At 32.1% G+C, this 26945-nt stretch carries 26 protein-coding genes; 12 read left to right on the forward strand and 14 right to left on the reverse strand.

Annotated features, from left to right (window positions below):
- The 9 genes from GvMRE_RS01120 to GvMRE_RS01160 all read right to left on the reverse strand — a co-directional run bounded on the left by GvMRE_RS01120 (position 1) and on the right by GvMRE_RS01160 (position 8365).
- Entirely contained in the window at positions 1-729 is a 729-nt protein-coding gene (locus GvMRE_RS01120; RefSeq protein WP_342766877.1) for a DNA methyltransferase, read from the reverse strand.
- Complete coding sequence (locus tag GvMRE_RS01125; RefSeq protein ID WP_147409459.1) at positions 623-1933, reverse strand: site-specific DNA-methyltransferase; 1311 nt, start codon at positions 1931-1933, stop codon at positions 623-625. The genes GvMRE_RS01120 and GvMRE_RS01125 overlap by 107 nt, the downstream gene beginning before the upstream one ends.
- A 6-nt stretch (positions 1934-1939) precedes the next feature.
- Positions 1940-2146 carry a hypothetical protein gene (locus GvMRE_RS01130; protein WP_147409460.1) on the reverse strand — a complete coding sequence of 69 codons (207 nt, stop codon included), beginning with the start codon at positions 2144-2146 and terminating at the stop codon, positions 1940-1942.
- A gap of 199 nt (positions 2147-2345) precedes the next feature.
- Positions 2346-2513 (reverse strand): hypothetical protein, encoded by a 168-nt coding sequence (locus GvMRE_RS13335; protein WP_172575198.1) that lies wholly within the window; start codon positions 2511-2513, stop codon positions 2346-2348.
- 5 nt (positions 2514-2518) lie between these two features.
- Positions 2519-3733 carry a serine--tRNA ligase gene (gene serS / locus GvMRE_RS01140; protein ID WP_147409462.1) on the reverse strand — a complete coding sequence of 405 codons (1215 nt, stop codon included), beginning with the start codon at positions 3731-3733 and terminating at the stop codon, positions 2519-2521.
- Positions 3711-4034, reverse strand: coding sequence for a hypothetical protein (locus GvMRE_RS01145; RefSeq protein ID WP_147409463.1), 324 nt, complete (start codon positions 4032-4034; stop codon positions 3711-3713). Before GvMRE_RS01145 ends, serS begins: the two co-directional genes overlap by 23 nt.
- Entirely contained in the window at positions 4007-5326 is a 1320-nt protein-coding gene (locus GvMRE_RS01150) for an MFS transporter (RefSeq protein ID WP_147409464.1), read from the reverse strand. Before GvMRE_RS01150 ends, GvMRE_RS01145 begins: the two co-directional genes overlap by 28 nt.
- The gene (gene rnpA, locus GvMRE_RS01155; RefSeq protein WP_147409465.1) at positions 5319-5723 is read right to left on the reverse strand and encodes a ribonuclease P protein component; all 405 of its coding nucleotides are present in this window, start codon (positions 5721-5723) and stop codon (positions 5319-5321) included. The genes GvMRE_RS01150 and rnpA overlap by 8 nt, the downstream gene beginning before the upstream one ends.
- 92 nt (positions 5724-5815) lie before the next feature.
- Positions 5816-8365 carry a hypothetical protein gene (locus tag GvMRE_RS01160; protein ID WP_147409466.1) on the reverse strand — a complete coding sequence of 850 codons (2550 nt, stop codon included), beginning with the start codon at positions 8363-8365 and terminating at the stop codon, positions 5816-5818.
- Between the two features lie 264 nt (positions 8366-8629).
- Here GvMRE_RS01160 and GvMRE_RS01165 point away from each other — a divergent pair, with 264 nt between their 5' ends.
- Genes GvMRE_RS01165 through GvMRE_RS01180 form a run of 4 tightly spaced genes read left to right on the forward strand, consistent with a single transcriptional unit; the run spans position 8630 to position 10038 of the window.
- The gene (locus GvMRE_RS01165; RefSeq protein WP_147409467.1) at positions 8630-9034 is read left to right on the forward strand and encodes a PPC domain-containing DNA-binding protein; all 405 of its coding nucleotides are present in this window, start codon (positions 8630-8632) and stop codon (positions 9032-9034) included.
- A 1-nt stretch (position 9035) separates the two neighbouring features.
- The gene (locus tag GvMRE_RS01170; RefSeq protein WP_147409468.1) at positions 9036-9224 is read left to right on the forward strand and encodes a hypothetical protein; all 189 of its coding nucleotides are present in this window, start codon (positions 9036-9038) and stop codon (positions 9222-9224) included.
- Between the two features lie 30 nt (positions 9225-9254).
- The gene (locus GvMRE_RS01175) at positions 9255-9569 is read left to right on the forward strand and encodes a hypothetical protein (RefSeq protein ID WP_147409469.1); all 315 of its coding nucleotides are present in this window, start codon (positions 9255-9257) and stop codon (positions 9567-9569) included.
- 25 nt (positions 9570-9594) lie between these two features.
- A complete protein-coding gene (locus tag GvMRE_RS01180; RefSeq protein ID WP_147409470.1) occupies positions 9595-10038 on the forward strand; it encodes an Hsp20/alpha crystallin family protein in 444 nt (147 codons plus the stop codon).
- 27 nt (positions 10039-10065) lie between these two features.
- On the opposite strand, the gene GvMRE_RS14460 is transcribed toward GvMRE_RS01180, so the two are convergent.
- The 4 genes from GvMRE_RS14460 to GvMRE_RS01195 form a co-directional block, all read right to left on the reverse strand.
- A complete protein-coding gene (locus GvMRE_RS14460; protein WP_216361607.1) occupies positions 10066-10218 on the reverse strand; it encodes a rhodanese-like domain-containing protein in 153 nt (50 codons plus the stop codon).
- Complete coding sequence (locus GvMRE_RS14080; protein ID WP_216361597.1) at positions 10178-10360, reverse strand: hypothetical protein; 183 nt, start codon at positions 10358-10360, stop codon at positions 10178-10180. Before GvMRE_RS14080 ends, GvMRE_RS14460 begins: the two co-directional genes overlap by 41 nt.
- A gap of 323 nt (positions 10361-10683) precedes the next feature.
- Complete coding sequence (locus GvMRE_RS01190) at positions 10684-11271, reverse strand: hypothetical protein (protein WP_147409471.1); 588 nt, start codon at positions 11269-11271, stop codon at positions 10684-10686.
- Positions 11272-11274: 3 nt separating this feature from the next.
- Positions 11275-11688, reverse strand: coding sequence for a type II toxin-antitoxin system antitoxin SocA domain-containing protein (locus GvMRE_RS01195; protein WP_147409472.1), 414 nt, complete (start codon positions 11686-11688; stop codon positions 11275-11277).
- Here GvMRE_RS01195 and GvMRE_RS14290 point away from each other — a divergent pair.
- The 8 genes from GvMRE_RS14290 to GvMRE_RS01235 all read left to right on the forward strand — a co-directional run bounded on the left by GvMRE_RS14290 (position 11667) and on the right by GvMRE_RS01235 (position 25665).
- Positions 11667-11894, forward strand: a complete 228-nt coding sequence (locus tag GvMRE_RS14290; RefSeq protein WP_281267947.1) for a DUF4160 domain-containing protein — start codon at positions 11667-11669, stop codon at positions 11892-11894. The genes GvMRE_RS01195 and GvMRE_RS14290 overlap by 22 nt on opposite strands.
- On the forward strand, positions 11857-12156 hold the full coding sequence (locus GvMRE_RS01205) for a DUF2442 domain-containing protein (protein ID WP_147409474.1): 300 nt from the start codon (positions 11857-11859) through the stop codon (positions 12154-12156). Before GvMRE_RS14290 ends, GvMRE_RS01205 begins: the two co-directional genes overlap by 38 nt.
- A gap of 50 nt (positions 12157-12206) precedes the next feature.
- Positions 12207-12539: a hypothetical protein gene (locus GvMRE_RS01210; protein WP_147409475.1), complete on the forward strand. Its 333-nt coding sequence runs from the start codon at positions 12207-12209 to the stop codon at positions 12537-12539.
- A 272-nt stretch (positions 12540-12811) separates the two neighbouring features.
- Positions 12812-15937 (forward strand): hypothetical protein, encoded by a 3126-nt coding sequence (locus tag GvMRE_RS01215; RefSeq protein WP_147409476.1) that lies wholly within the window; start codon positions 12812-12814, stop codon positions 15935-15937.
- 27 nt (positions 15938-15964) lie between these two features.
- Positions 15965-16354 carry a hypothetical protein gene (locus tag GvMRE_RS01220; protein WP_147409477.1) on the forward strand — a complete coding sequence of 130 codons (390 nt, stop codon included), beginning with the start codon at positions 15965-15967 and terminating at the stop codon, positions 16352-16354.
- A gap of 48 nt (positions 16355-16402) precedes the next feature.
- Complete coding sequence (locus GvMRE_RS01225) at positions 16403-16825, forward strand: ribosomal protein L7/L12 (protein WP_147409478.1); 423 nt, start codon at positions 16403-16405, stop codon at positions 16823-16825.
- A 10-nt stretch (positions 16826-16835) separates the two neighbouring features.
- Positions 16836-24362 carry a DNA-directed RNA polymerase subunit beta' gene (rpoC, locus tag GvMRE_RS01230; protein WP_147409479.1) on the forward strand — a complete coding sequence of 2509 codons (7527 nt, stop codon included), beginning with the start codon at positions 16836-16838 and terminating at the stop codon, positions 24360-24362.
- A 73-nt stretch (positions 24363-24435) separates the two neighbouring features.
- Positions 24436-25665, forward strand: coding sequence for a serine hydroxymethyltransferase (locus GvMRE_RS01235; RefSeq protein WP_147409480.1), 1230 nt, complete (start codon positions 24436-24438; stop codon positions 25663-25665).
- Positions 25666-25791: 126 nt separating this feature from the next.
- Here GvMRE_RS01235 and GvMRE_RS01240 read toward each other — a convergent pair whose 3' ends face one another.
- Positions 25792-26775, reverse strand: coding sequence for a hypothetical protein (locus GvMRE_RS01240; protein WP_147409481.1), 984 nt, complete (start codon positions 26773-26775; stop codon positions 25792-25794).
- Between the last annotated feature and the right edge of the window lie 170 nt (positions 26776-26945).

The raw sequence follows: 26945 nt of genomic DNA on the forward strand, positions 1-26945 counted from the left end.
CTAAATTTTACCATAAAATTCCCAATTTAACTTTTTAACCTTCTCGGATACTTCATAACTCTTATCCTCCATATCACAATAAGGAACATGCAAAAGATTTTTATCCAAAAGGGAAATCAAAAATTTTTGTTGGTTAGTAAATGATAATTCTTCAAATTCTTTTTTGGAATTGTCAATGTCTTTTGGCTCTATTTTATAACTCAAAAAGGCAATTTTTTTCATTTGTTCTCATATTTTTCAGAGTTCATTCGTGTTTTTTGCTTCTTGGATTTGGTTAATAAATTGTTGATTAAATTCAGCTAATTCACAATAAATAAAAGAACCTTTATTATCAAGTTCACAAACTTTTCTAATTCTTTCTTTGGTTACTGTTTCAATATAGTCCATTTGTTCGCAGATAATAAATTTTCTATTGCCTTGGTCTTGTTTATTAAGTTCTAATACCGCATGAGCCGTGGTGCCACTGCCACCAAAAAAATCTAAAACGATAGCATTTTTATCATTTCCCACTACCGCATAAAGACAATCATAGACATTTCAGAGCGATTTGGGAAAACTGAATGGATTATTTGGCACTAATTTTTTAAGCAAATTGGTTCCGTAATGGCTGGCGTCATATCTGCTATCAGTCCAAACTGTTCTTAAAGTTTGAAATTCTTTGCCGAGTTCAATTCGATAACTGGTTGCTCTCTCTCTCTCTCTCTCTCTCTCTCTCTCTCTCTTTACTATGAACCAACTTTGCCCGTAGAGAATTTTTTATTTTTTCTACACTTTGGCGAGCATAGCGTCATTTTCTTTCTACATTTTTTTTATCAATTGGATAAATATAGAAGCGACCATTTTTTTCGATAGTCTGTTTTTCTGGGTGATAATTATCACTTTCAACTTCTCCAAAATCAATTATTTTTTCGTTCTCAACAATAATAGGATAAAAACAATTTTTTGCGTTTTCTCGTAGATAGTTATTGCCCGTTGTATCCATTAAGTCTTGTCATTTAATAATATCTACTTTTTTCTTATTTATAACTTTTTTGCCTTTGGGGATAACAAAGATAGCGTATTCATGGGTATAAAAAAAATTAGTTCCCATTTGTCCTTCTGGGTTATGAACGATAGTTATAACATGAATTTCATAATTACGAAATAATTCTTTCAATAAAACAGTTAATTCGGCTTGTTCGTTCTTGTCAATTGCCGCAATTAAGCAACCATCAGGAGTTAGTAATTTTTTGGCTACTTCCAACCTATTTTTCATAAAAGTTAACCAAGTAGATTCATTAAAACCATTATTATAAACAAAAGTATTTGATTTACTATCCGGATTATAAGGAGGGTCAATATAAATTAACTTAATTTTGCCCTGATATTTTTCTTTTAGACTATAAAGTGAGAGGAGATTATTGCCTTTGATAATTAAATTGTCATTTGGCGAAATGCTATCCATAGATACTTTTTCTCCTTTGTCATATTTTTGAAAATTAGTGAAAACTTTGGGAGTAAGCAGACGGTCAATTTCGTTCGGTGCTAATGTTTCATTTCAAAAAATCTCGTGTCTTTTAGCATCCTCTTTGGCCTGTCCTCCTTCTAAAATACAATCTTTATAGGGTCAGGCTAAAACTACTTCTTGGCTATCAGTAAGATAATTACCATTAGCAATTAATCCTATTTTGTTTTTATATTTGGTAAAACTATCAGGGAGAAATTGTTTATTAGAAATAAAACTTTGAAACTTTATTTTATCAAAAACTAGTATTCCTTCTACTTCTTGGAAAAAAACTTGCTTAATTTCTGGGGAGGAGAGCAAGATTTTTAAAAGGTCTTTGTCTAAATTGAGTGCTAATTCAATAATTTTATTTTTGGCAAGATTGCCGTCTGCTATTAGTCTTTGGTCTTTTTTAAGGAGTTGGGTTAGTTTTTCTAGGGTTTTTGGCATTATTATTTATTTTGCTAATTTAAGTTCGTCATCGATTTTTTTAATTAGTTTATCTTTCTCTATTAAAATATCTTCCATTTTTTTTTTATTTTTGAGTTCATTCTCTCAATTTACTCCTAATAATTCAGTTATGGTTTTTTCGTTAACCTTTCCGTTCTTATTCTGATTACTTTCTCAGTAATTTTTCAGAATTTTCGGTACCTCAATTTTCATAAACTTCGTGAATTATTTCATCTTTATGAATTAGTTCCAAACATTCATTACACCTACCAACAATCTCTTTTTTTGCTGAATTATCCAAAGTGCACTTTTGGCAAATTATTGAACCTTCAATTTGTATTTCTTCACCCTGTGAAATTTTTTTGTGACATTTACTACATAGCATATGTTAATTTTTCCAAACAAATAAGTTCTACTTTTCTTTTTCTACCTCAGACAAGAAATTAAAACTATCACAATGCCTTAAAGTGTTAACTGGTGTCTTGCCAATTTTAACATTATTAAATTTTTTATTCTCTAAATCAAGGCCAGCAACCAAAGCAGAAATTTCTAAAAACTTATCTTTTCATCTTCTAATCATCGCAATTACTGCTCATTATATACAAACTTTCTTAAACATTCAGGCAATTGTAAACTGTTTTCACCACTATCATAATAATACTCCATAATAGTGGCAATCAACCTATCAATAGCCAATGCTGAACCATTTAAAGAATGAGGATAATACTTTTGTCCATTTGCTTTTTTTACTCTAATTTTGGCTCGTTCAGTTTGAAAATCTTCACAGTTACTACAAGAAGAAATTTCTAACCATTCTTTACTGACTGGTAATCAAACTTCAATGTCATATTGTTTAGCAGCACTAAATCCTAATTCTTTCACGCTAATTTCAATCACTCGGTGAGTAATTTTTAGCAAATGAAGCAGATTTCGAACATCACTTACTAATTTTTCTAATTCTTGATAAGAATCTTCTGGTTTAACTATTTTTACCAATTCTACTTTGTGGAATTGATGAAGACGAACCAACCCTTTATTTTTTTCTCCCGAAGCCATTCTCTCTGCCCGAAAGCAAGGACTATAAGCACATAAATTTAAAGGCAAATCTTCCTCCCTTAATATTTGGTCTTGGTAAAGATTAACTAAACTAACTTCGGCTGTGGGAAGCAAGTAAAAATTGCTATCTTCTATTTTATAAAGACTGTCTTGAAATTTGTGAAACTGCCCCGTATTGTAGAGATTATGAGCATTGACTAAATAAGGAGTATCGAATAACTGATAACCTTTTCGAGAATTTTCAGTTAATAGAAAATTAATGAGTGTGTGTAATAACTGGCTGCCTAATCCTTGATAAACTACAAATTTACTTCCGGAAAGTTTGATGCTTTTTTCTTCATTAATTATTTTTAATTTCTTTAATATTTTTTCGTGAGTTAAATTATTTTTAATGTCATGAAAATACTCTGTTTTTTTATCTGCTTTTTCTTTATCACTTGTCTTATCAACGGGAGTGGGGATATTAGGAATTTTTTCTGTTAATTCTTGTAATTCTTTTTTTATTTTTTCTAGTTCTTGTTCTTTGATGTCTATTTTCGCATTCAAGTTAATAACTAATTGGGCGGTTTCTCTTCCTTTTTTAGTTAGTTGGTTTTTTTCTTTATTTAGTTGATTAATGGCTTGAATTAACTGATTTTTTCTCTCTCATTTGTTTTTAATTATTAATAATTGCTCAATGGTAATGCCACGTAGTTGAAGGAGTGATATTGATTCTTCTCAATTAAGAAATAAGCGTTTTAACATTATTAAGATTTTTATTCTTTCTGTGAATAATCAGGAAGTTCTCGGCAGAAACTACTGCGTTGTGGCGAATAGTTTCTTGCTTAATGATATGAGTTGAATAATTGCTTTTAGCCAACTGACGAAGATTTTCCAAAGTTAAGTTTGTTTTGTAATATGGCAATTTGTCTTTTATTTTTAATTTGTGAAAGTTTGCTAATAATTCTTCCAATTCTAAAAAACTGGCTAATAAATGCTCCGCTTCTTCACTTTTTATTTCTAATTGCACTTTTTTGGCTAACGTTTGTAATTGTGATAGTTTCATGCTTTTTTTCTTTCTCATTTAATTTTTTCTCTTTTTACTGGTTTTCTTCGGCGATAAGCAATTTTCACTAAACTAATGAGGATGTTAATGACTTCGCTTAGTAAGGCAAATAAATAGTCACCGAATCTGCCAACTTGTGCGTAAAAGAGACAAGACATACCGAAGCCGAAGGCGATAAGAAGTCAACTTTTCCGTAAATAATTCCACATTGACACTTTTTGATAAGTAAGAGTAGCAATAAATTGTGAAAAGAAGAAGATAACTAAATAAAATAGCATTCAAAAAAAGTCTGCTTTCCTGCCGCTAAAAAATGGATTGCTTCGGTCAAAAGCAAAAGGATGAAGAGAAAAAGTAGTGATTAAAAGAAAACTCATGGCAATGTTAAAAAAAGTTTGCTTCATGGCTTCTAGTTGTCGTTTTGCTATTTCTCTTTCTTCTTCTAAGGAGGCTAAGTCAATTGGTTCAGTTTTTTCTCGAGGTTTAGCCAGGTCTAAATCGGCTAATCTTGGAGGATAACTAATTCAGTTTAAAAGCAAACGCATTACCAAAACTTTTAAAAGTAAATCCCAAAAAATTCCTAAGGATATTATGCCACAATTTTGAGAAATCCATTGTAAAGGTTGGATTAAAAAAAATCTTACTGGGTCAAGTAGTATTGATTTGTGTAAAGAGCGTTTTCTTCAATTCTTCTCGTTAGTAAACTCAATATTTAAGTCAGTAATGGCAAGTTTGGCTCTTTCTAATTCTTTTTTAATATTTGTGATAGTCTTTTCTTGAACATTTTTTAATTCTTCTTGGCGATATTCATCAGCCTTATCTTCATAGGCTCTAGCACTTCCATAATCATTATTTATTTTTTGCTCTTCTAATGAAAATGAGTTAGTACTCTTTGCGGGAAGTTTTTTATATTTTTCTTCTGCCTTTTCACGAATTTTCTTTTTTTCTTCGTGTTCATTTTGGGCTTGGTCTAGTTTGTCCTTGGCTTGTTCTAATTCTGGATTTTTATTTAAACTTTCACCTTTTTTTTCTAACTTAATTTTAACCTCGTCTAAAATGGCTTTTTCAATTTCATTGATTTCTGCTAAAGTTTGGGCTCCTTGTTCAATTGTCCCTTGGTCATTACCAATATTTTTTTCACCTCTAATATATTCTTGGTAATGAACCACTTGAGCCGATTTCTTAAAAAAAGAAAAAAAAGGAAAAGAATGGATGAGAAGAACAACAAAAAAAATAGCAACAATCTTAACAAATATGCGATAAAAAGAAGCAAGTTTTTTTTTTGGTCTAGGCATAAGTATTTATTTTGTTTTTAGTCAAATTAACTGAATTTGATTCTTTTTGAGAAATGGAAGCCAGTAATTCGACCAGTGATTTTTGTCGAGCAGTAAATTTTTCCGAAAGTCCCGAACGAATGATAATTACTAGATCATAATGATTAGATCGATAAACTTGACAATCATCCTTTTGCTCTTTTAAGAAGCAAGTAAGGATATTTTTAATTTGTCGTTTATAGTAATTTCTTTGCGTTGCTTTCTTCACTATTTTCCGGGGAATACTAATGCCAAAGCGACAGTTATTTAACTGGTTAGGAAGATAAAAAATCACAAATTCCGAGTTAACTGTTTTTTTTCCTTGGTTGAGAACTTTAGAAAATCCTCAGCCTTTACGCAAGCGATAAAGATTTCACATTTTTTCGTTAAATTTTTAAAAAAGTAAGAGTCAAACTGAGAAGAGTAACAAATAAATTACTCTCCATTTATTTGATTAGAGAAAGAGAAACTTTACTCTTCCTCTTCTCCTTCTTGCTTACCGCTTGGTTTTTTCATGAAGAAGTATCAAACTGCGACACCGATAACAACTATGGCTGCAAAAATGCTTACTCACAATCAAGGATTTTTTGGATTGAAAAATCCTATTAAACCTTTTCATTCTTTTTCTGAAATGCCTCTAATAACTCTGCTTTTGAAAGCAGTTGCTTTTTCAACATCAGTGAACTTACTCATAGCATCTTGCAAAGATTTAACTTTATCTAATCCAAGGTTTTCATATTCTTTTTCTTTAGCAATTTTTTTAGTAATAATGGCCAATACTTTGTTATCATCTGCTTTGTTAGTCTTTGCTTCTTCTCCAATTTCTTTAACAAATTTCTCACGAACAGTTTCAATTTTTTCTTCTGGTTCCTTTCCTGGTTCCTTTCCTGGTTCCTTTCCTGGTTCCTTTCCTGGTTCCTTTCCTGGTTCCTTTCCTGGTTCCTTTCCTGGTTCCTTTCCTGGTTCCTTTCCACTAGTTAATTCTTTTCTTTTATTTTCCAAGTCCTTGATTAAGTTTTGGATTGAAACATCATTTTCTCATACAGTCTTAGCCTGTCCACCGAATTCATTAGAGTAGTTTTTTGGAAAATCTTTTATCCTTTCAAGGGCTTTATCAACTTTTTCTATCGAATCAAGTTCACTAAGTTTAATTCCGTCTTGGATAATTTTTAATTCTTTTCTTGCTTCTTCTTTATTCTTTGCTGTTTGTCTTCTTTCAGCTTCATCTCGATATTTTTGATTATCAAGATCTTTTTCATCAAGATCTTTTTCATCAAGATCTTTTTTTTTCTTATTATCTAATCTATCTAAAATTACAATTGCCCGATCCACTGTATTACCCATACCGTTTACTGCTTGATAAGCAGCACTATTGGCATTCTTTTCCGTAGTAAGATAAGTATACAAGTCTAAACTAAAGGAACTTAAACTGTCTACTTCTCAACTTTTTCTCAATAACTCTTGAGCTTCCTTTATGTTGTCAATAGCGGTATCTGGGTCATCAACAAGAGGAAGATTGGCAACACCTAACAAGACATTATTATCAAAAATTCGATTAGCTGAAGTTGTCGTCAACTTTGATCCTCAAACTTTATCTTGATCATTATATGTTTTAGCAAGTTCAATCATTAATTTAACTTTATTATTTTTAGTATCAACAATGTTCTTTGAACCAGTTATTTGAGTTCCCATTGGATTTTTACTTGCTGGAATTATAACATCATTTCCAGAGACTTCAATATCATCATCATTCCAAAGATTCTTAAAAAATCAACCTAGAACATTTGCTGCTTGTCCGGCATTATATGTTCCGCCTTCACTTCAATCTTCGGCTGCAGCAGGAACAGCAGGATTACCATTAGCAGGATTAATTGCGGTATTGGCACTCCCTGCTCCATTTACTTTACTCCTTATTTCTTTAAGTTTATTAATTCAAGGGTCGGTTATTTTTCTACTTTGAGAATTAAGAGCATTATTATAAGCCGGAATAGCTGCCGCTCGGGCTCCTCCTACTCATCTAAAAGAAATATCTCATGTCTGAAATCTGTTTGCACTGGCAATACCATGAGAAGTATTTATATGTGCTGCACCTCCTCCAATGTGTGCTGGGTTTTTATCTGTGTCGATCCGTAAAGTAGTGTTTCCATTAAGAGTAATATCTTCTGGATCTCATCCAACATTGTACATATAAACTGATTTAACTAATCATCCTGTCATTGACTGGTTACCTGCACCTGGTTGAAGGTTCTCGTTTCCTCCTCCCGCAGCACCAGGAACTCCTGCTACCGCAGCTCCGCCAATCGCATTAATACCAGCAGCACCCGCTGCTCCTGTGGATGCTTTTCTAAATTGATTACCTTTATCTAGTCATTTTTTAGTCACTTCTGGGGTCGGTGTTTCTCGAAATTGATTATTAGCAGTAGCAAAGTCATTCAATATGCCTAAAAAAGCATTATGCCATTTGTCATATTGGTCATTATCATTAATATTTACTGAACTGTTTATATTTGCTACTCCACCTCCTGCGGCAATAGCAACTGCTGTTGCACCATTAAGAGCACCAAGATTAGGAATAGGTTGTTGAGTAGTTTGAACTCGTAAAACATTACCATTTAAATCTACATTTTGTGCTTGATATCCTTTAATAGTAAAATGAGCAAAAATATAACCAAGTTGGGCATCAGTATAACCATTGGGCGGTGTTCTTCAATCATCATGATTATGTCCTCAACCTGGAATATCTGGCATTGCAGTATTAGCAGCATCATGGTTAGCAGCATTACCTCGTAGGTTAGGTCCAGCACCAGCTGCATTTGTTGCTACATTTCATCAATCATCAATTATATCGCTTCTTGCTCCTCCTCCTCCTCAATTTGGATAAGGAGCGGCAGCGTAATTACCAGTACTATTATAAAAAGTGGAGTTTGGTAAATTAGTATTATTAACTAAACTTTTTAAATGCTCATCGTTATTATCATTTATTTGTTTTCTAAACTCGTTAGCAAATTCTTGTAAAGTCATATAATTGTTATTTTACTCCTCCTTTATTTTTTTTGTTAATATTTCTTTGGTTTGTTTCCATATCAATTTTTTTCATATCTCAATTCATATATATTTATTTTTATAGTGCTTTGGATTTTTTTTCGCTTTTTGATTTTTTAATATTAGTAGAGAGTTTGTTTCATTGTTTAATACAGTGAGTTAATTAACAAGATGGAAATCCTTAATATAGAAATAGTAATGAAGAAAATTAAATATTAAAATTAATGATATATTAAAAAAATTATGCAGATAAAAAAGTTAGGGAATTGTTATATTATTCGTATTGAGCCAGGCGACCCATTCATGGCTAGTTTAGAAAAGTTTGCTCGGGACACTCAAATTGGTTTTGGTTGAGTTTCCTCAATCGGGGGAGGACTTAAAGATGTAAAATATGCTTTTTCAGTTGGTTTTGATACCGGTTATGAACCTGTAAAGAAAAATGAAGGACCATTAGAGTTATTAAATGGTATTGGTTGTATCGGTTGAGACCATGATGATACTAGTAAACCAATGATACATTTACACGGAACTTTTGTTGACCGGGAAATGGAAAAAGCCTTTGGTGGGCATTTAATAGAAGCCAAAGTGGTTAGGATTAACTATTGAAATAAAAGTAGATATTTTAAGCCAAGAAAAAATTACTCGTAAGTTGGATGAAAGAGTTAATGTAAAATTATTAGACCTCCCGGCTTATTCAGCAAAAAATCTTGAAAGCTCTCAATCAAACAATTCAAAAAAAGATGACTCTTCTTGACAAATTATTTTACCAGTAGGATTTATTATTCTAGGGTTAACAGCAATGATTTCTCTCCTCTTTATGAGAGATAAAGAAAAATAAAAAAAAATAAAGTTACTAAAAATATATATTATGAAAATAGAAGGTAGAAATTTTGCAAAGATAAGAAAATATGAAGATAACACAAGCATATTGAGATTTAAGCATTTATCAAAAGAACAACGTAAAGATTGAGAGCATAAAATAAAAGAAAACGAAGCTCAGTTAAGATGTGCTGGCGGAGACTGTAAAAAGGTATTAATAATAGCAAATACTGAAAAAGGTTGAGATTTAAAAGACTGAATTCCTTATATCGGAAGAACTTATGTTTCAGCAGAAAAACTTTGTTATTCAGCGGAGGCTATGATAGAGTTTTATTGTCCTAGTTGTCAAAAAATTGAAACATAATAAAAAATTTGTAAAATATAATATTATGAACAGAGGAATTATGAAAAGAGATTCATTTAGGGATTTAGACAAATTAGAAAGAAGATTGTTAGGTAACTTTTTTTCTCCAATGTGGCAAGAAGGTAGTTGAGAAGCATTTCCTATGCCAAGCCATTTGACGGAGGATGAGAACAATTATTACTTACAAGTAGAGTTGCCAGGAGTAAACAGAGAGAATATTAAAGTTGATGCCGGAGAAAAGTATCTTCACATTCACGGAGACCGGAAAGAAGCAGTAGAACAAAAAGATGCTCATTGTCATTACTCTGAACTTACTCATGGTTCTTTTAGTCGAGAATATCATTTTAATACTCCTGTTGATAAAGACAAAGTGGAGGGTAGTTATCGCAGTGGTATTTTGAAACTTAAAATTCCTAAGGCTGCTCAAACCAAATTAAAACAAGTAAAAATAGCAGCCGTAGAGGAATAAAATGTTATTTTTCAAAGCGGCATTCTTTTACTTACTGTCTTTAGCCAAATAATTTTCTATCCCTCTTTCTAAAACAAAAGTTTGAAAATAACCTTTTTCTCGGAGGAAATTAGCAACTTTTCCAGAACGATTACCAAAATTACAGTAAACAATAATTAATTTTAATATATTTAGTGGGATTAGTCATTAAGTCTTCGTAATAAATATTAATATTGTTAGGCAATTTAGGGAGAGTTTGGTGTTCTAATGGGCTTCTGACATCAATAATTAAGGCTTTTTCTTTTATTTTTTGATATTTTTGTGGAGTAATAGTTGTTTTCATATATTTATTATTTGATTATCTATTTCACTTATCACTACATTATTTTTTGTTTTTGGAGCCAAGGGTGCTGAACCACATGTGAGTTCGTTAGTAGGGGTGTTTGTAGGTTTGCTGATTAGTGCTATTGTTTGGTGAATTGTTAAAAAATTCTTTGCCCCTAAACCTAGCAGGTATAAATTCAGAGATTATCGCAAAGCAGAGGAGAACGAAAGATATTTTTAAACTAAAAACTTTAACTTTCCCATCTTAACTCCTGAACCTTTAAGCTTGGAAAGACAGAAGTATCTTTGTAAGAAGTTTTGACCTTTGTTGGAGAGGTTATTCTAACATCTTAATTTTATTAAAACTCAAAGAATTATCAACAAGGCAAGGAAGAAAATCACAAACAAGAAAAAGTTTCGTAGTTTAGCACAATGCCTACATCTCCTAATAACTATTTTATGTATTCTACTCATCAAAGGAATTCCTTTAGTAGGCTTCAATTCACTAGCCTTTAACAGAATTATCTTTTTATCTGATTCTGGTGTTGACTTGTCCTCTCATATCTCTTTAAATTTTCGATAAATCTTGGCAAAAATTTTGGGTTTTAGACAACCATCAAGGTGTAGAGAACAAGCATAAAAATGTCGGTAGTTATTAGTTTTCAAGTCAGTCAAGGAAATTTTGACTTTTCGGTTAAATACGGGATAAGAAACCATATCCAAACACTCAACAATTTCTGGCTCTATTTTTATTAACTTTACTTGGCTAAGTTCTTCTCTCCGACTGGTAAACTTCATAAAGAATAAGTAATCACCTTTTTTTTCTATTGACAGATGTCTTCTTCCTTTTGCTGGCTTTCTGTTATCATCGGTATAATTACCTTTAAAATGAGCAATGGTGTTAAAATGATTTATTATCGCCCTAGCCATAATCTAAACCTCGTGTTCTTTTATTTCATCTAAAGTATCGTAGAAGAATTTTTTGTAGTAACTAATTAGTTCATCATTTAAAGGCATTAATCCTTCTTCTTGCTCAAGTCCTAATTTCCAAGCAGGGTCTTGATGAGAAAATTTTCGTAAAGCTTTATTATCATTTTCATAATTGTCACGAAAGTAATTATACACCGAACGAACAAAATCTTGAGTTTTTTTGTTAATACTAGTGCTAGTATTTAATTCAGAATCAGAAAGAGACCATAATTGTATAAAATTCATACGCACTTTATAAATAATTGCTCCATGCTCGAAAGCTTCCATTCTTTCTTTAAACAAGGGTTTTCCATACTCAATACAGTGAAATATTTGACACATGTGAAGTATTTTGTTTAAACGAAAATTTCCCTCCATTTTTTTCTAATGAAAACAATGAGCCTCCTCATATCCATGCTTATGGACAAAGAGGTAGCATGAAAATTTGATTATATTCATTAGAAATAGTTAAAATTAGAAAACTTCCTGCTAACGACCAAAAAAGAGCATTAGAAATAATTGAAAGAAACCAAGAAAAATTTTTATATGAATGATTTGAATTTAAGAAGAGAGAAGAAAACTAACACTAAAAGAACACCAATTTACTTACGGGAAAAAGAAGACTATCCACTCATTACTGATTTACAATGCCAAGAACACCAAATCACAGCTACTTTATCAGATGGAAGAACAATCAGCATTCCCACAGCTTGATTTAAAAGATTAAGAAAAGCCAATATTAAACAATTAAATAAATATGAAATTTTGCCTGATGGTTATGGTATTACTTGACCTGATTTAGATGAAGATATTAGTGTCAAAGCATTTGTGGAAGGAATGAATTAACTTTATTATAAAAATAGTTTTGATATGTCAGAATTAAAACTATAATTATCATGTCAAAAAAAAAATGAGAGTGTGATTGTCAAGAATATTTAGAAAATCAATTAAATAATCTTAAAAGTTGCCAAGTTAATGCTAAAAAGAAAATAGAAGAACTACTTACTTTTGAAGAATGTCCTTATAGAATACTTGATAAAAAAAATAGAGAAGGTTATAGCACTTTCAAAAGTCATTGATGTAATTCAACCCCTATTAACCCCATGGAAAATCTAAGTCATATTCCTAGTGCTTCGTTTATGGCTAATGCTGGAGTATATACTTTGTGTGATTGTGGAGAAAGTATTCGTCGTAATTGACAATGGATAGACAAATCAGGTGAATACTAAGCAACTGACGATGGTTGAGAAGACCATGTTAAAAATTGCCACCAATCAAATCAATCTACTTCATTATCTAAAAGTTTAAGTTCAACAATTAATCCTGAAAAACAAATACAAAGAGAGAGAGAGAGAGAGAGAACTAAATTAGTATGAAAAAATTTTTTGTGTGTGTAAAATATAATATATATGAAAAAAAGTTATCAAAAAATAACAAGTAGCGATTTGCTTATTGATAAAAAAAATAAAATTATGTTGAGAGGAGATATAAAATAATATATATGAACGGAAAAGATTTAAGCCCAGAGCAAAAGATAGAATATGATTCAAGAGAAAGAGAACTTGTTAGGTTAAACGAAAGAAGTAACGAAGTTGACGAAGCACTTAGCAAAACTAAAGCAGACAAGGTTGAAAAAGAAGCCAAACAATTAAAAGAAGAAATTAAAGATTTGGATGAAAAGATTAAGAATGCTAAGGAAATTAATGCTTCTCGTGAATCTAAAATGGATTTGATTCGATCAACAAAAGGATACAAATATGATATTTTCAGAATTAATTTTCCTGGTGTTGGAGAGTTAAGATTATCTGATTCACAAATTAGTGGATTACTATTACAGTTTAATGTTTATTTTTCTACTCTTGATAATCCTTTTAAAGATTCTCTTACTGATAATGATAAAAAAGAATTGCTTGCTGGCATACGTGGAGAAAATGTTGGTAACATTGCAAATAAAGATATAGCTGATAATGTAACTTCTGATAATGATAAAAAAGATTCAGATTGACAAATAAAAGAACCACAGTCAAAAATAAAAGAACCAGCATATCAAACTTTTGAATGATACAGACGCTGATGAAATTTCTTCAAACATTATCCTTCTGAAGAAATGAATGTTGCGGAAAAAGGGGATTTAGACAAATATCCTATTTTAGTTCAATTTACACAAAAAGCAACAAAAACAGGACCAAAACGAAAAAAATTTCCATTTTATGATATTGTAAAGTTTAATGAAGAAAAAGGTAAAATAGATAATAATCGATTGAAAGCACTTTTGATTGATAAGGATACTAGAACTGGTGATGTGAAAGTTCCACGCTTGCAAAGTGAAGACTATGAAGAAGGTTTAATATCCTATCTTCCGGGTATTGGAAAAGACCCTGAAATAGAATATAATGATAGTTGAAGTGTCAGTCTAGCAACTTTTATGATTGATGAAGTTTTTAGATACGATTTAATTAATAGAAACCCTATTCTTACACAAGGAAAAAATTACACTCTTGGACCTAAATTATGAGCAGAAGAGACTCCTTGACATAGTATTTCTACTACTACTTACACTTTACAAAGTGGAAAAGATGCTAATAACGGTAGTTATAAAGATCATGATATAAATGTAGATGGTCATCGTTTCAATAATATTCAAAAAGGTTTTAAAGGAGGGCTTGATATTCTTCATACCATTTTTAATATAAAACAAATACGTGATTATTTTCTTGCTAAGGAAAAACGAATTACATTAGCCTCTGGTGGCGTAGGTCCAAATGACAAAAATGGGGTACCTGTTGATCCTAAGGCACCTATTGTTTTTGATATTAAAAAAGGTGAAATACCTGAATTTATTGATGCTGAAGATTTAAAAAAACAAAGAAAAGAAAAAAGAGATGAACTTCTTAAACTTGATGTTGGTTATTATACAGCGGAAGAAAAAACTTTGTTAGCCGAGAAAAAAATAATTGCTGCAAGAATAAAAAAATTAACAGAAGCGAACAAAAAACTAACAGGTGATAGCGAAAAAAGATTACTAGGAGTAGTCAAGAGACTTTCCAAAAATGTTAATGATTTCTTATCGGCTTCACCAGTAAGTAAAAGATCTTGAACTTGATATGAAGAATATAAAGAGAATATTGTAAAACTTCGAAACGAAGTAGCGGACAGATTAAAAGAAGAAAATGGTTGAAAGGATGATGATGAAAAATACACCAAATTTGACTTAATGGATGTGAAGATTGATGCTTATTTTAAAAACTCAAATGACGAAGTGAAAAAAGAATTAGGTGATATCAGAAATGCTTGGAAAAAATACGATGAAATGGTTCAAAAAATTATTGGTCCTCGTTCGGCTTTATATACTGCCTTTACTAAGCATAAAATTACTAATGAAAAAGATTTAGATGAGTGATTAAAAAATATGGATAGTACCAAAGATAAAATTGCTAAAGGAGTCCTTGCTAATTTAGAAAAAGTAAATGAATATCTTACCCTAGAACCATATGAACTCACTGCTAGAGAAAAAATCAAAAACATTAAACTCGCTGGTATGAACTTAGAAAATACCCTCAGAGAAGTCTTAGGAAAAAGTTATAAATCAACAATTTTGGCGGCTTGACAAAAAGCTGGTTATGGAGAAGGCAATAAGTTTTATGAATTAATAACTTATAAAAATGATTTACGAGAAGATAGTCTTTTTAAAACTTGAATGAAAAGTAATAATGAAGGCGGACCTAACCTTGATAATGATAATCTTGCTGAATGAATTGCCGAGAAAAGCCTTGGTGATATAAAATATGATTTGTTGGGCTACATTTTAAGATATCGCTTGATTCAGTATATTAAAGCCAGTGTCGATGATAGAAAAGAATTCAAAAAAGAAACTGTGTTAGGCTGAATTAGTGAAGCAGAAAGTTGTGGTCAACAAATTGATAATTTTTCTGACATTACTGGTGGCGATAACAGAAAAGGTGATGTTGTCTTGAATAACTTCATCCGTAATCTTGCTAAAAATAAAGGCACAATCATGGGCTTAGATTCTAAAAATGATGCTGAATACCAAATTATTAAAAGATGAATTGATTATAAAGAGGAAACCATTAAAAGTTTAAAAGACGGAATGGACGAGGAATTTATGAAAGATAAAGACCCAAAACAAGTTTGGAATAAAGAACCTAAAGACTTACACAAGGAAGTTCGTAATTACCAAATTACTAAGGAAGGGATAACTAGTGAAAATTATAAAGACATTAAGGATAAAGAAAAACTAGAAAAAGTAATAAGTTACTTAGATGACTTGATTGACAACAATCTTGCTACTGAGGAACAAAAAACCTTTAAACAACAATTAAGTTCTCACATGGCTACTTTGCAAACCACAACTACTCCACCACAAGAGAAAAAACCAGAAGATGGTAAAGAAGAGAAAAAACCAGAAGATGGTAAAGAAGAGAAAAAACCAGATGAAACTACTAAAGAGCCCGACAAACCCAAAGGATTACCTGGTTGGGCTTGATCACTAATTATTATAGGTATTGTAGCAATAGTCGGTGGCTTAATTTGATACTTCACGAGTGGTAAAAAAGAAGATGAAGAAGAAGGAGGAGGGGTAACCGAACCTGAAACTGGGGAGAAGTAAGCAAAAAATGAAAAGAGGAAGAAGATTATGGATACAAAAATAAGAAAATTAGAATTAGAAAGAGAAATAGCAAGAGCAGAAAGAGAAAGAGACCGCAGTTTAAAGTGGTTCTTTGTTAACCTCCTTGCTTTTCTTTTAGCATTGGCTATTGCGTGAGTAATTTTATGGTTCGTGCCAAAAGCAATTGCTAATCTATCTAAGAAACATTTAGATGCTAATGGATATCTTAAAGAGTCATTAAAATACGAAGATAGAATACGTTTGGATTATATCAAATGAGGAATGTTTGTTTTTACTTTCGCTTGAGTTACAACCTGAATATTTTGGGCACTTTTTAGATTTCGTAAATGAACGAGTTATCAGCACAAAGTTGATGCTCTACGAGAAGAATTAAGGAAATTAGAAAAAGAGAAATAGGATTCTATTTTTGAAATTGTTAGAAAGAAAACAAAGAAGTAAAAACATATGGATATTAACCAACTAGATCAGCAGAAAAGAATTAACTTGTGTTTAGAAATTATTGATAGTTTTACCCCTCCCGGATTAGCAGAATTAAAAAAAGCTATTGAAGAAAAATTTGACATCAAAGGAGAAGCATTTGCTCCTGTTTCTAGTCAAAGAGATGAAGAGAAAAAAACTACTAGTTCGGCAAATGTTTCTCTGAAAGTAACAGAGATAAGCAGTCAAGGTTCACAACCAATTAAAATTTACGGAGCAATAAAAGATATTGTTAATAACGAGGGAAAAGGAAATCCAATAAATATTATTAATGCTAAGCAATTAGTCGATCAAAAAAAACCAATTCTAGAAAGTATCCCAAAAGTTAAAGCCGAAGAATACCAAACACAATTAGAAAAATTAGGAGCAAAAGTAGAAATAATTGAATAAAAAATCATTAATGTTGTATCGCTTAATTAATAGTTCTGAAAAAGTCCAAAGAAAGGAATATTATTATCACAATCGCTCAGATTTATTTCAGTCTTTACCCCAAAAAGATTTGACCCAAGAACAAAGAGAATCCTACGAATATTTTCTTTATCAGGCTTTACCAAAATTATTGCAATTTTACTTTCCTGCTCAGTTCAAAGATTACAATAACCAAGTAAGTTTAGAAATTTTAAATTACGAAAACGGAAAACTTTGTCGTTGGGAAGAACCAGAGTTCACCGAAATCGAGACCTATCGCAAAAAAGCCACTTGGAGCCAAAAACTTTTCCTTACCTGGCTAATTAAATGACACTGTAAAGAAGTTAAGTTCCAGATTGATGAAGAAAAACAATTAGTTGATAATTTACATGATTGAATAGAGAAGAGTTTCAAGATCAACAAATCTTTTACTCTAGAAAAAAAAGAAGAAAATTCATGAGAAGTAAATGATAAAGACTTAAAAATAACTCTTTGGATTTCTGGCGACGCTCCTAACCAGCTTATTGAGTTTTATTACGAACAAACCAAAGAAATTCCTTTTTGCAAAATGCCTAAAATGACCAAACAAGGCAATTTTATTATCAATGGTAACAATAAAGTAGTAGTTTTTCAATCCGTTCGGGCACCCAATGTTTACTTTTTCCAAGACAACAAAAACCAATTTCTCTACGGAGAAATAATTCCTTTTAAAGGTCCGTGAATTAGAATTTTTTTAGATAATTTAAGTTCCCGAAGCAAAGAGGAAACTAAATTAGGAATAAAACTAAAATTTTTGAATACAGAAGCCATTTTTGATTTGACCCAAATCCTTGCTGAGGCTCCTTTTCCCAAAGAAAATTTGTTCAATTTATTTGGTCAAGAAGAAATTATTGAAAACAGTCTCCAATTAGGAAAAAATGAAAAAAAAGCTGACAAGCCTATTCCTAATTTTTTGTTTAATGAAAAAAATTCTTATTTTTTGCTCGGTAAACTTGGTCGGCAAAAATTCAATCGGAAAATGAATATTCTTCTTCGTATCAGTGGACAAACTCTTGCAGAAGAATTGAAAGATAAGGACGGAAAATTAATCTTTTCCAAAGGAACCGCACTGGGAAAAGAAAAAATTTCTATCCTCCAAAATTTAATCAACGAAAATCGCTTGCCTTTACTTACTCTGGAAAATTATCAGTTTTATTCTTTTTGAATTACTTCACCAATTGCTCCCCAAAAGAAGATCAGTGTTTTAGGTCCAATAGAAAAAGACAATAGCAAAACCTGATTTGACTGAGGAGATTTATTAATTGTTATTTCTTATTTCCTTAATTTACAGCATGGTGTCGGAAGAGTAGAAAAAGAAGATGAAGAAAAAGATAGTTTAGAAAACCAAGTAATTCGTCGCGTGGGAGACTTGCTTTATAGTAGTTTTGATAATAAACTAGGGTCTTTTAAACAGGGAATTGAAAAAACATACATTGCTGTTATTTCTCAACTAAACAAAGTTGACCCAACCAAATTACCAAAAATTCAAGAATTTAATAAAAAAGTTTTGAAAACCTTTTTTCATTCTTCCACTTTGGTCCAACTTCAAAATGAAAATAATCCTTTGGCTGAAGTTTCCCATATTCGTAAAGTTAGTTCTCTGGGTTTGGGTGGCTTTAATTTAACTAATGTCAGCCCAAGCATCCGCAATGTTAATCCTTCTTATTATGGTCGCTATTGTTCTGTAGAAACCCCCGAAGGGCAAAAGGTAGGATTAATTCATAGTTTAGCTTTAAATGCCAAAATTGATAAATACGGACAAGTTCTAGCCCCTTATTATTTGGTTAAGCAGGGAAAAATTACTTCGGAAATTGTGTATTTAACTGCCGATGAAGAATTAGAAAACTATATTGCTCACTGTAATAACAAAATCAACGAAAACAACCTGCTTGAAGAAGACAAGGTTTGAGCCAGACACCAAAGAAAATTCACCTTTGTCCCCAAAGAAAAAATTAACTTTATTGATACTTCTTTTTACCATTTAAATTCAGTTAACAGTTCTAATATTCCTTTTTTTCAACATAATGACTCTGTGCGTATGTTAATGGCAACCAATATGCAAAAACAAGCGGTAATTTTGCTAAAAGGAGAAGCACCCTTGGTAGCCAGCGGAGTTGAAAATTATTTGTTAGATAATGCTTCCCTAACTATCAAAGCCAATTTTGCTGGTACAGTTCAGTATGTAGATAGTGAAAAGATTATCATTAACCATTCATCTTCAACAGGAAAAAAGCGACAAGAATACCCTATTAACCAATTTACGATTACCAACACTAATAATCTGCTTACTTCGGTTCCAATGGTAAAAAAAGGCGAACAAGTTCAAGCCGGACAAATCATCGCTTGCGGTAATTATCAAGAACAACAAGAGTTAGCTTTAGGTCAAAATTTACGGGTTGCCTTTATGTGCTGAAAAGGTTATAATTTTGAAGATTCAATTGTAGTAAATGAACGCCTAATTAAAGAGGATATTTTAACTTCTTTGTTTGCCAAAAAATATATCGTTATTCGCAAGAAAATCAAAGTTGATAAGAAACCCACAGAAGAAGAATTTTATCCTCGTCCGGAAATTAGCCACTTGGATCAGCAAGGAATAGTCAAAGTCGGTAGTGAAGTGCATGAAAACGATATTTTAGTCAGCAAAAGAACTCCTTATAAAAAACAACAATCCGAAGAGCTGCTTATCGCTAGTATCATGGGTGAAACAACTCACTCCTTTATGGATAGTTCTTTTCGTTTACCATGAGGAGAAATGGAAAGTATTGTTTATGAAGTAAACCATTGGTCAAAAGAAGAAATTTACCAGCGGGGAAGCAGTAGTTATGGTGCTGACGATTTGGAAGTCATTGAAATTTGTACAGTTCAAAAAAGAAGAATCGAAACTGGTGATAAGTTAACTACCCGCTTTGGAAATAAAGGAGTGGTGGGAAAAATTGTGCCAGAAGTTGATATGCCTTTTGATGAAAATGGTCAAGCAGTAGATATTATTTTTAATCCTTTAAGTGTTCCCTCTCGAATGAATATTGGTCAATTAGTAGAAGTTTTATTAGGACAAGTTGCTTATCAAACAAAAACTAAGTTATTAGTTCGACCTTTTAATACTCCTAGTTGGGAGCATATTGCTCAAGTTGTTAAAGAAAGTGGACTGAAAGATTACGGCTTAACCCAACTTTACGATGGCCAAACTGGCTTACCTTTTGACCAAAAAGTTTTAGTTGGTTGTATTTATGTTATTAAGCTTAATCATATGGTAGCCGATAAATTCCATGCTCGCAATACTGGCCCCTATGCTTTGGTCCATCAGCAACCAGTTAAAGGAAGAGCCCATGGTGGTGGACAACGAGTTGGGGAAATGGAGGCTTGAGCCTTAGAAGCCCACGGGGCTACTTATAACTTGCTGGAAATGATGAGTGCCAAATCTGATGACCTGCATTTACGACGTTTGATTCAATATTCTTTAGTCTTTGGTGAAAGAGAACTAGTCATCAAAAATAGTCAAAGTGAGTCATTTAATCTTTTACTTCAATACTTACGTGGTATTGGTTTTGACTTAACAGCCGAAGATTATCAAGGAAAAAGCATTGATTTCTATAAGCAATTCAGTAAAATCTCAAAAGTATATACGACAACCATCAAATCACTCAAACTTAGTTGGTTAACCGATAAAAAAATCAAAAAACTCTCTTTTGGAGAAATCAAAAGCGTCAAAACTCTTAACGCTAACACCTTTGAGCCAGAGATTGGTGGGCTTTTTTGTCCGCAAATATTTGGTCCGTCGCAAAGCTATCAATGTGCTTGCCGTAGCGACCAATCACGCCGAATCAAAAACCAAAAATGCGAAAACTGCGGAGTTTTAGTCGCCAGTTCTAATATTCGTCGGTGAAGAATGGGACATATTGCTTTAGCCAGCCCGGTTACAAATACTTTAATTCTCAAAAGCATTCTTCCTCACTTGGAGCAACTACTGGAAATTCCTAGCAAAGCCATCAAAGATTTAGTTTACTTTAACGTTTATGTTGTTCTAGATCGAGGAAATTCTACTGTTCTGCAAAATAAGCAAATTTTAACTCGCAAAATAGATCCAGAACTGATTAGTGAAGTTCTGACTGAGATTATCCAAAATGACGAAAACAAAAGCAATCAAACTGTGCTAAAAAAAGCCCAGGAACTCCAAGCAAAATTACTTGGTCAAAAGAAAAAAGAAATTCAAGCTGAGTTAAGCCAAGTAAAAAAATCTCAACGATTAGGGAAAAATGAAAAACAAAAGGCTAAATTAACTAAACAAGAAATTGACTTACAAGAAAAGTTGAGCCAAGCGAAGTTGGAAGTAGTTTTTTTGGAAGATTACTTAGACTTTTTACGAAAAAATTGGAAAGTAAGAATTGAAACCGGTTCTTTTGCTCTCTCTGAACTGCTGAAAACCATTGATTTGAAAGCAGAACTGAAAAAAATTGCTGAACTTTCTTCCAAAGTAAAACAAGAGCAAATCGCCAACAAGAAAAGATTTATTCAAGCTTTGCTCAAAAACGATTTACCTTTAACCGGACTAGTCTTAAATTATGTACCAGTGCTTCCTGCTGGATTGCGTCCGGCTACTAAATTGGATGATGGAAATATTGCAACAACTCAGCAAAATAACCTTTACTGAAAGCTTTTCCTTACTAATAAAAGGGTAGAAAAAATTTTAGAAGTTAACGAAAATCTCCAAACACCAGTGTTTTTCTTGGACATTGTTCATAATGAGAAAAAAAGATTGCAAAAAGTCTTCGACCAGTTGCAATCAGGAGAAGGGCTTCCCAAACAAAGTACAGCCAAAAGTCTGCTTCAAGTATTAAGTGGCAAGGAAGGAGTTTTGCGTAAATATTCATTAGGAAAAAGAGTAGATTATTCAGCTCGTTCTGTTATTTCTCCTAATCCTCACTTAACTCTGAATCAAGTAGGTATTCCGGTAGAAATGGCTTTAGTACTTTACCAACCTTTTTTGCTGGCTTCTCTCTTAAAAAAAGGCAAAAGTTTGGAGGAAGCCAAACAATTTTTATCGCAAAATAATTCGGAAATTTTCTCGCTTCTCAACCAAGTTATGCAAAATCGACCAGTGTTGCTTAATCGTGCTCCTACTTTGCACCGTCTAGGTATGCAAGGATTCCAGCCAGTTCTAACTTTAGGCAAAACTATTCAGTTACATCCTCTCGTAACTGTGGCTTTCAATGCGGACTTTGACGGAGACCAAATGGCAGTTCTTTTACCTTTAACCAAAAAATGCCAAGAAGAAATACAAGCACGAGCAATGGCAGACTCTCAGATTCTGGATCCGAAAAATGGTAATTTAATTGATGCTCCCACTCAGGACATCATTTTAGGCATTTATTACTTGACAAGAACCAAAATTAGCCTGAATGGCAAAGAAAATATTCCCCTTTACTACGAAACTAGCCAAATGGAAAAAGATTATGAGAACGGAAAACTCAATCTTGCTGCTCCTTTATTCATTCCTTTACCTTTAGCAGGAAAAAAAATAACTCATCAAAACGAACAAAAATTTCTCCTTACTACTTTCGGTAAATGGAAGTTTAATCAAATTATTCCTACCAGTTTTCCTTGTTACATTAATGATTTAGAATATTATAACAAACACCAAGTTTCTCCGGATCCAAAGGATATTTTTGCTTTGCCTTTTCTTAACGAGGAGCCAAAAGATTCTTCAGGGTGAAAAAAAAAGGAGATTATTACTTTTCTCAATAAGTTGACTAAAATAGTTAACCAAGGGGAAATGGTAAAATTCCTGGACCAGTTAAAGGATTTAGGTTTTGTTACAGTTACTCAATCTGGGATTAGCATTTCTCTTTTTGATTTACCGAAAATCTCCGAAAAAGAAGTTCTCCTCCAGAAAAACTTAACTAAACTTCAACAAATTGAGAACTATTACGACCAAGGATTTTATAGCGAAGAAGAATTTATGAAGCAAAAAAATAATCTTTGAGCAGAATGTAAGGAAAATTTAGAAAAAGTAATCTCCCAAAAACTAACCCAAAAAAACAAAAGTTCTTTATATTATCTCTGGAATTCAGGAGCTCGGGCTAATATTGAAAATTTGACCCAAGTCTTTGGAATGAGAGGTAGTATGACTGACTATAAAGGAAATACCATTGAAACACCTATTTTATCCTCTTTGAAAGAAGGTTTAAATCCTTTTGAGTTTTTTATTTCTGCCTATGGTGCGATGAAAGGAATGATGGACCAAGCGCTAAAAACCGCTGAAGCCGGATATTTGACTCGTCAATTAGTAGAAGCAGTTCAAAATCTGATTATTACTACTGAGGATTGTCAAACTCAAGAAGGTATCTTCTTTCAAGAACTCAAAGAAAATATTACTTTTAGCCAAGAAGAAAACATTCTCATCAATCTAGCCGAAAGAATTACTGGCCGATGCTTAGCCCAAGATATTATAATCAATGGCAAAGTGATACTAACTAATGGCACACTTTTGTCAGAAAAAGAAATCAACCTTCTCCAAGAAAATAATATTTCCAAAGTTAAAGTCCGTTCTCCGTTTACTTGTTCCTTAACTCGCGGAATTTGCCAAAAATGTTATGGTTGCGATTTAAGCAAAAATCAAGAAATAGTTGAATTGGGCACTGCGACGGGAATTATTGCTGCTCAGTCATTAGGAGAACCCGGAACGCAATTGACGATGCAAACCTTCCACACTGGAGGTGTATCAGGAGAAGAAGATATTATTCAAGGATTACCTAAAGTAAAAGAAATTTTAGGCAATGTTCTCTCGGACAAGAAAAAACAGGCAGTTTTAGCCCAAGAAACCGGAGAAATAATTGAAATTTTTGAAGACGAAGAAAACCAACAAATTACTATCAAACAAAAAACTGAAAGCCAAGAATTCACTTATAGTTTTAACTCAGAAAAAAAAGTAAAAGTGAAAGTAGGACAAGAGGTGAAAAAAGGAAAGAGTTTAACCGCTGGCAAAATCAATTTAGAAAAATTATTAGAAATAGTCGGTCGAGAGGCTTGCCAAAATTACATCAAAGAAGAAATTTGAAAAGTTTATTACGCTCAGGGAATTAAAGTAAATGAAAAACACATTGAATTATTTGCTCGCCAAATGTTAGGCAATGTCGAAGTAACTCAAGTTGGAAACAGCAGTTATTTAACTGGAGATATTATTAATTATCAAGAACTTTTTCAAACTAACCAAGATTTAAAAGCAAAAAACAAAGTGCCAGTCCAAGCCAAGAATCTAGTTTTTGGCTTGAAGCAAATAACAAAGTTTTCACCTTCTTTCTTAGCCAGCATTTCTTTCCAAGAAACTTTAAAAGCTTTAATCAATTATTCTATTTTCCAACCAGTTGATTATCTTCAAGGAATAAAAGAAAACTTAGTAGTCGGTCAGTTAGCACCAATTGGCTCAGGGTTGGAAGAACGTCAAAAATTGATCAATAAAAAAAAGGCTATTCGGAAAATTTAAGAAATATTAGTGGAATTTTTTAAAAAGTTATAACTTTCAGTTTCTACACTATTGCTAAAATTTTATATAATTCATGGAAAAAAAAACTAATTCAGCAGAAAAAATTCTCCTTAACTATTACCAAAAAGAAAGAAAAAGGCAAAAAAGCACTCTTAATTTAATTGCTTCGGAAAATTATCCCTCAAAAAAAGTATTATTTTATAGCGGCTCCTTGTTAATGAATAAATATGCCGAAGGTTATCCTAATGCTCGTTATTATCAAGGCTGTCAAAATATTGATAAAATTGAAGAACTAACTATTGATTTAGCCAAAAAATTATTTGGAGTTGAGTATGCTAATGTTCAACCTCATTCCGGTTCCCAAGCCAACCAAGCCGTTTATTTGGCTCTTTTAAAATCTGGTGATAAAATACTGAGTTTAAATTTGCTGGCCGGCGGGCATTTAACTCATGGAGCCAAAGTAAATTTTTCCGGAACTTTTTATCAAATTCATTATTATAATCTTAATCCTCTGACCCAAAAACTAGACTACGAAGAAATTAGCAAAATCGCCCAGGAAGTTAAACCAAAATTAATTGTTACTGGTTATAGTGCTTATAGTTTAAAAATTGATTTTGCTAAGTTTCGACAAATTGCTGATAGAGTTGGTGCTTATCTGCTGGCTGATATTGCTCACACGGCAGGATTAGTGGCTGCCAGTTTGTTTCCCAATCCTGTCAATTATGCTGATGTAATTACTTTCACCACTCACAAAACTTTAAGAGGACCCCGTGGAGCAGTAATTTTAGCCAAAAAAGAACTAGGACCAAAAATTGATAAAGCAGTTTTTCCCGGCAATCAAGGAGGACCAAATCCCGCAATTATCGCTGCTAAGGCTCAATGTTTTTTGGAAGCACTACAACCAGAATTTAAAGAATATCAAAAACAAGTCTTAAAAAATGCGAAAGCCATGGCTGATTATTTTCAAAATAAAAGAGTAAAAGTAATCAGCGGAAGCACCGAAACCCATTTATTACTAATTGACACTAAAAACAGTTATAATTTAACCGGCAAAGAAGCAGCAGAAAGGTTAGAGAAAATAGATATTATTTGTAATAAAAATATGCTTCCTTATGATAAAGAAAAACCTTGAATCACTAGTGGCATTCGCTTAGGTTCACCGGCTTTAACTACTCGTAGCTTAGGAAAAAAAGAATTTCAGTTAATAGCAGAAGTCATTGATTCAACTTTGAGAAATCACTATGATACTAATAAAAAGGAAGCAAAAGACAAAATAAGATATCTAATTAAGAAGTTTTTTTAACTTTTGTGATTATCATCAAATTTATGAACTGTTTTGCTCTTTCTGTGCCATACTTGATTTTATACTCATTTTTTTCGGAGGTGAGTAAAATATGATTAGGGAAAATCTTTTCAAAAATTTTGCGAATTATCCTTTGAATTTCCTGCCTTTATTTTTCCTCGTAGTTAACCAAATAACTAAACTAATAATTCCTGCTAAAACAATTCCTCCTACAATTAAACTCTGGTTAGTAGATGACAATTGACTTCATCAAGATCGATGAGAATTAGAATTTACAGCAACAGGATTGCTCTCGATTTGCTTTTCATTACTCTCGACACTTGACTGGTTATCTGGTTTAGGATTAGATAGTTCTTTTAATTCATCTGAAACTTTTGAATTAGGGTCAAGTTCCTTGTTGTCTTTTTTCTGTGTATGTACGTAATTTTTGTTGACAATTTGCTGATTTTTACCCTCATCTCATCAACTTTTAAACTCTTGATATTCAGTTGAATTAGCAATCATGTTTTCAATTTCCTTAGTTAATTGTGTATGCTCTGCCACTAACCTTGGATATTGTTTTTTATCGCCACTGCTTTCACATTGGCTTTTTACCGTTTCACCATTATCAATTCGAATAGTATTTTGATAAGCATGAGCTAGTTCGTGGGCAATAGTTTCAATTAATTTGTTAAAACCAACTGGTAAAGTGCTTCAACTTGTACCTTTTTCGTTCTCTTGATAGTTAGAAATAAATTTATCCATCCCTAATCTGTCTAATAAATACTTTTGGTTAAGTTTAATAGACATTTTTCCTTCATAGACTTCTGAATTCTCTACTTTTTTACCGTCGGGAGTTTGTTGTGATATTATGTCTATATGTAAGTCACAATGACCCATTTCTATTTCTTCCTCAAAGTCTTCAAAACCCGCAAATCCTTGAAAGTCAATTTCCGGATTGTAAGTGCCTTTTTCTACTCCTTTGTGTTCACGAAATTTTCAGTAAAAGGTAGTAATGAAATCATCAAAGTTAGAAAAAATTTCTGGATCTTGACTTAAAGGACTAGTGAGGGTTTTTCATTTACCTTCTTTTTGTTTTTCTCAAAAGGAATTTTCCTGGTTTTTATTCATATAGAATTTTTACTTTATTTCTGTTTTGCCTTTTTATCATAAAACATACTATTTAAATTTCGAGAAAAGTTAAGAAGAGCAAAAAACAACAAAAAAAGATAATCAGCATATAATCTCAAAAATTAAGTTTTAGTGTTTGACAATTTTTAATACTTTTTTTGCTTCTTGCC

It is taken from the genome of endosymbiont GvMRE of Glomus versiforme (genome assembly GCF_003546845.1).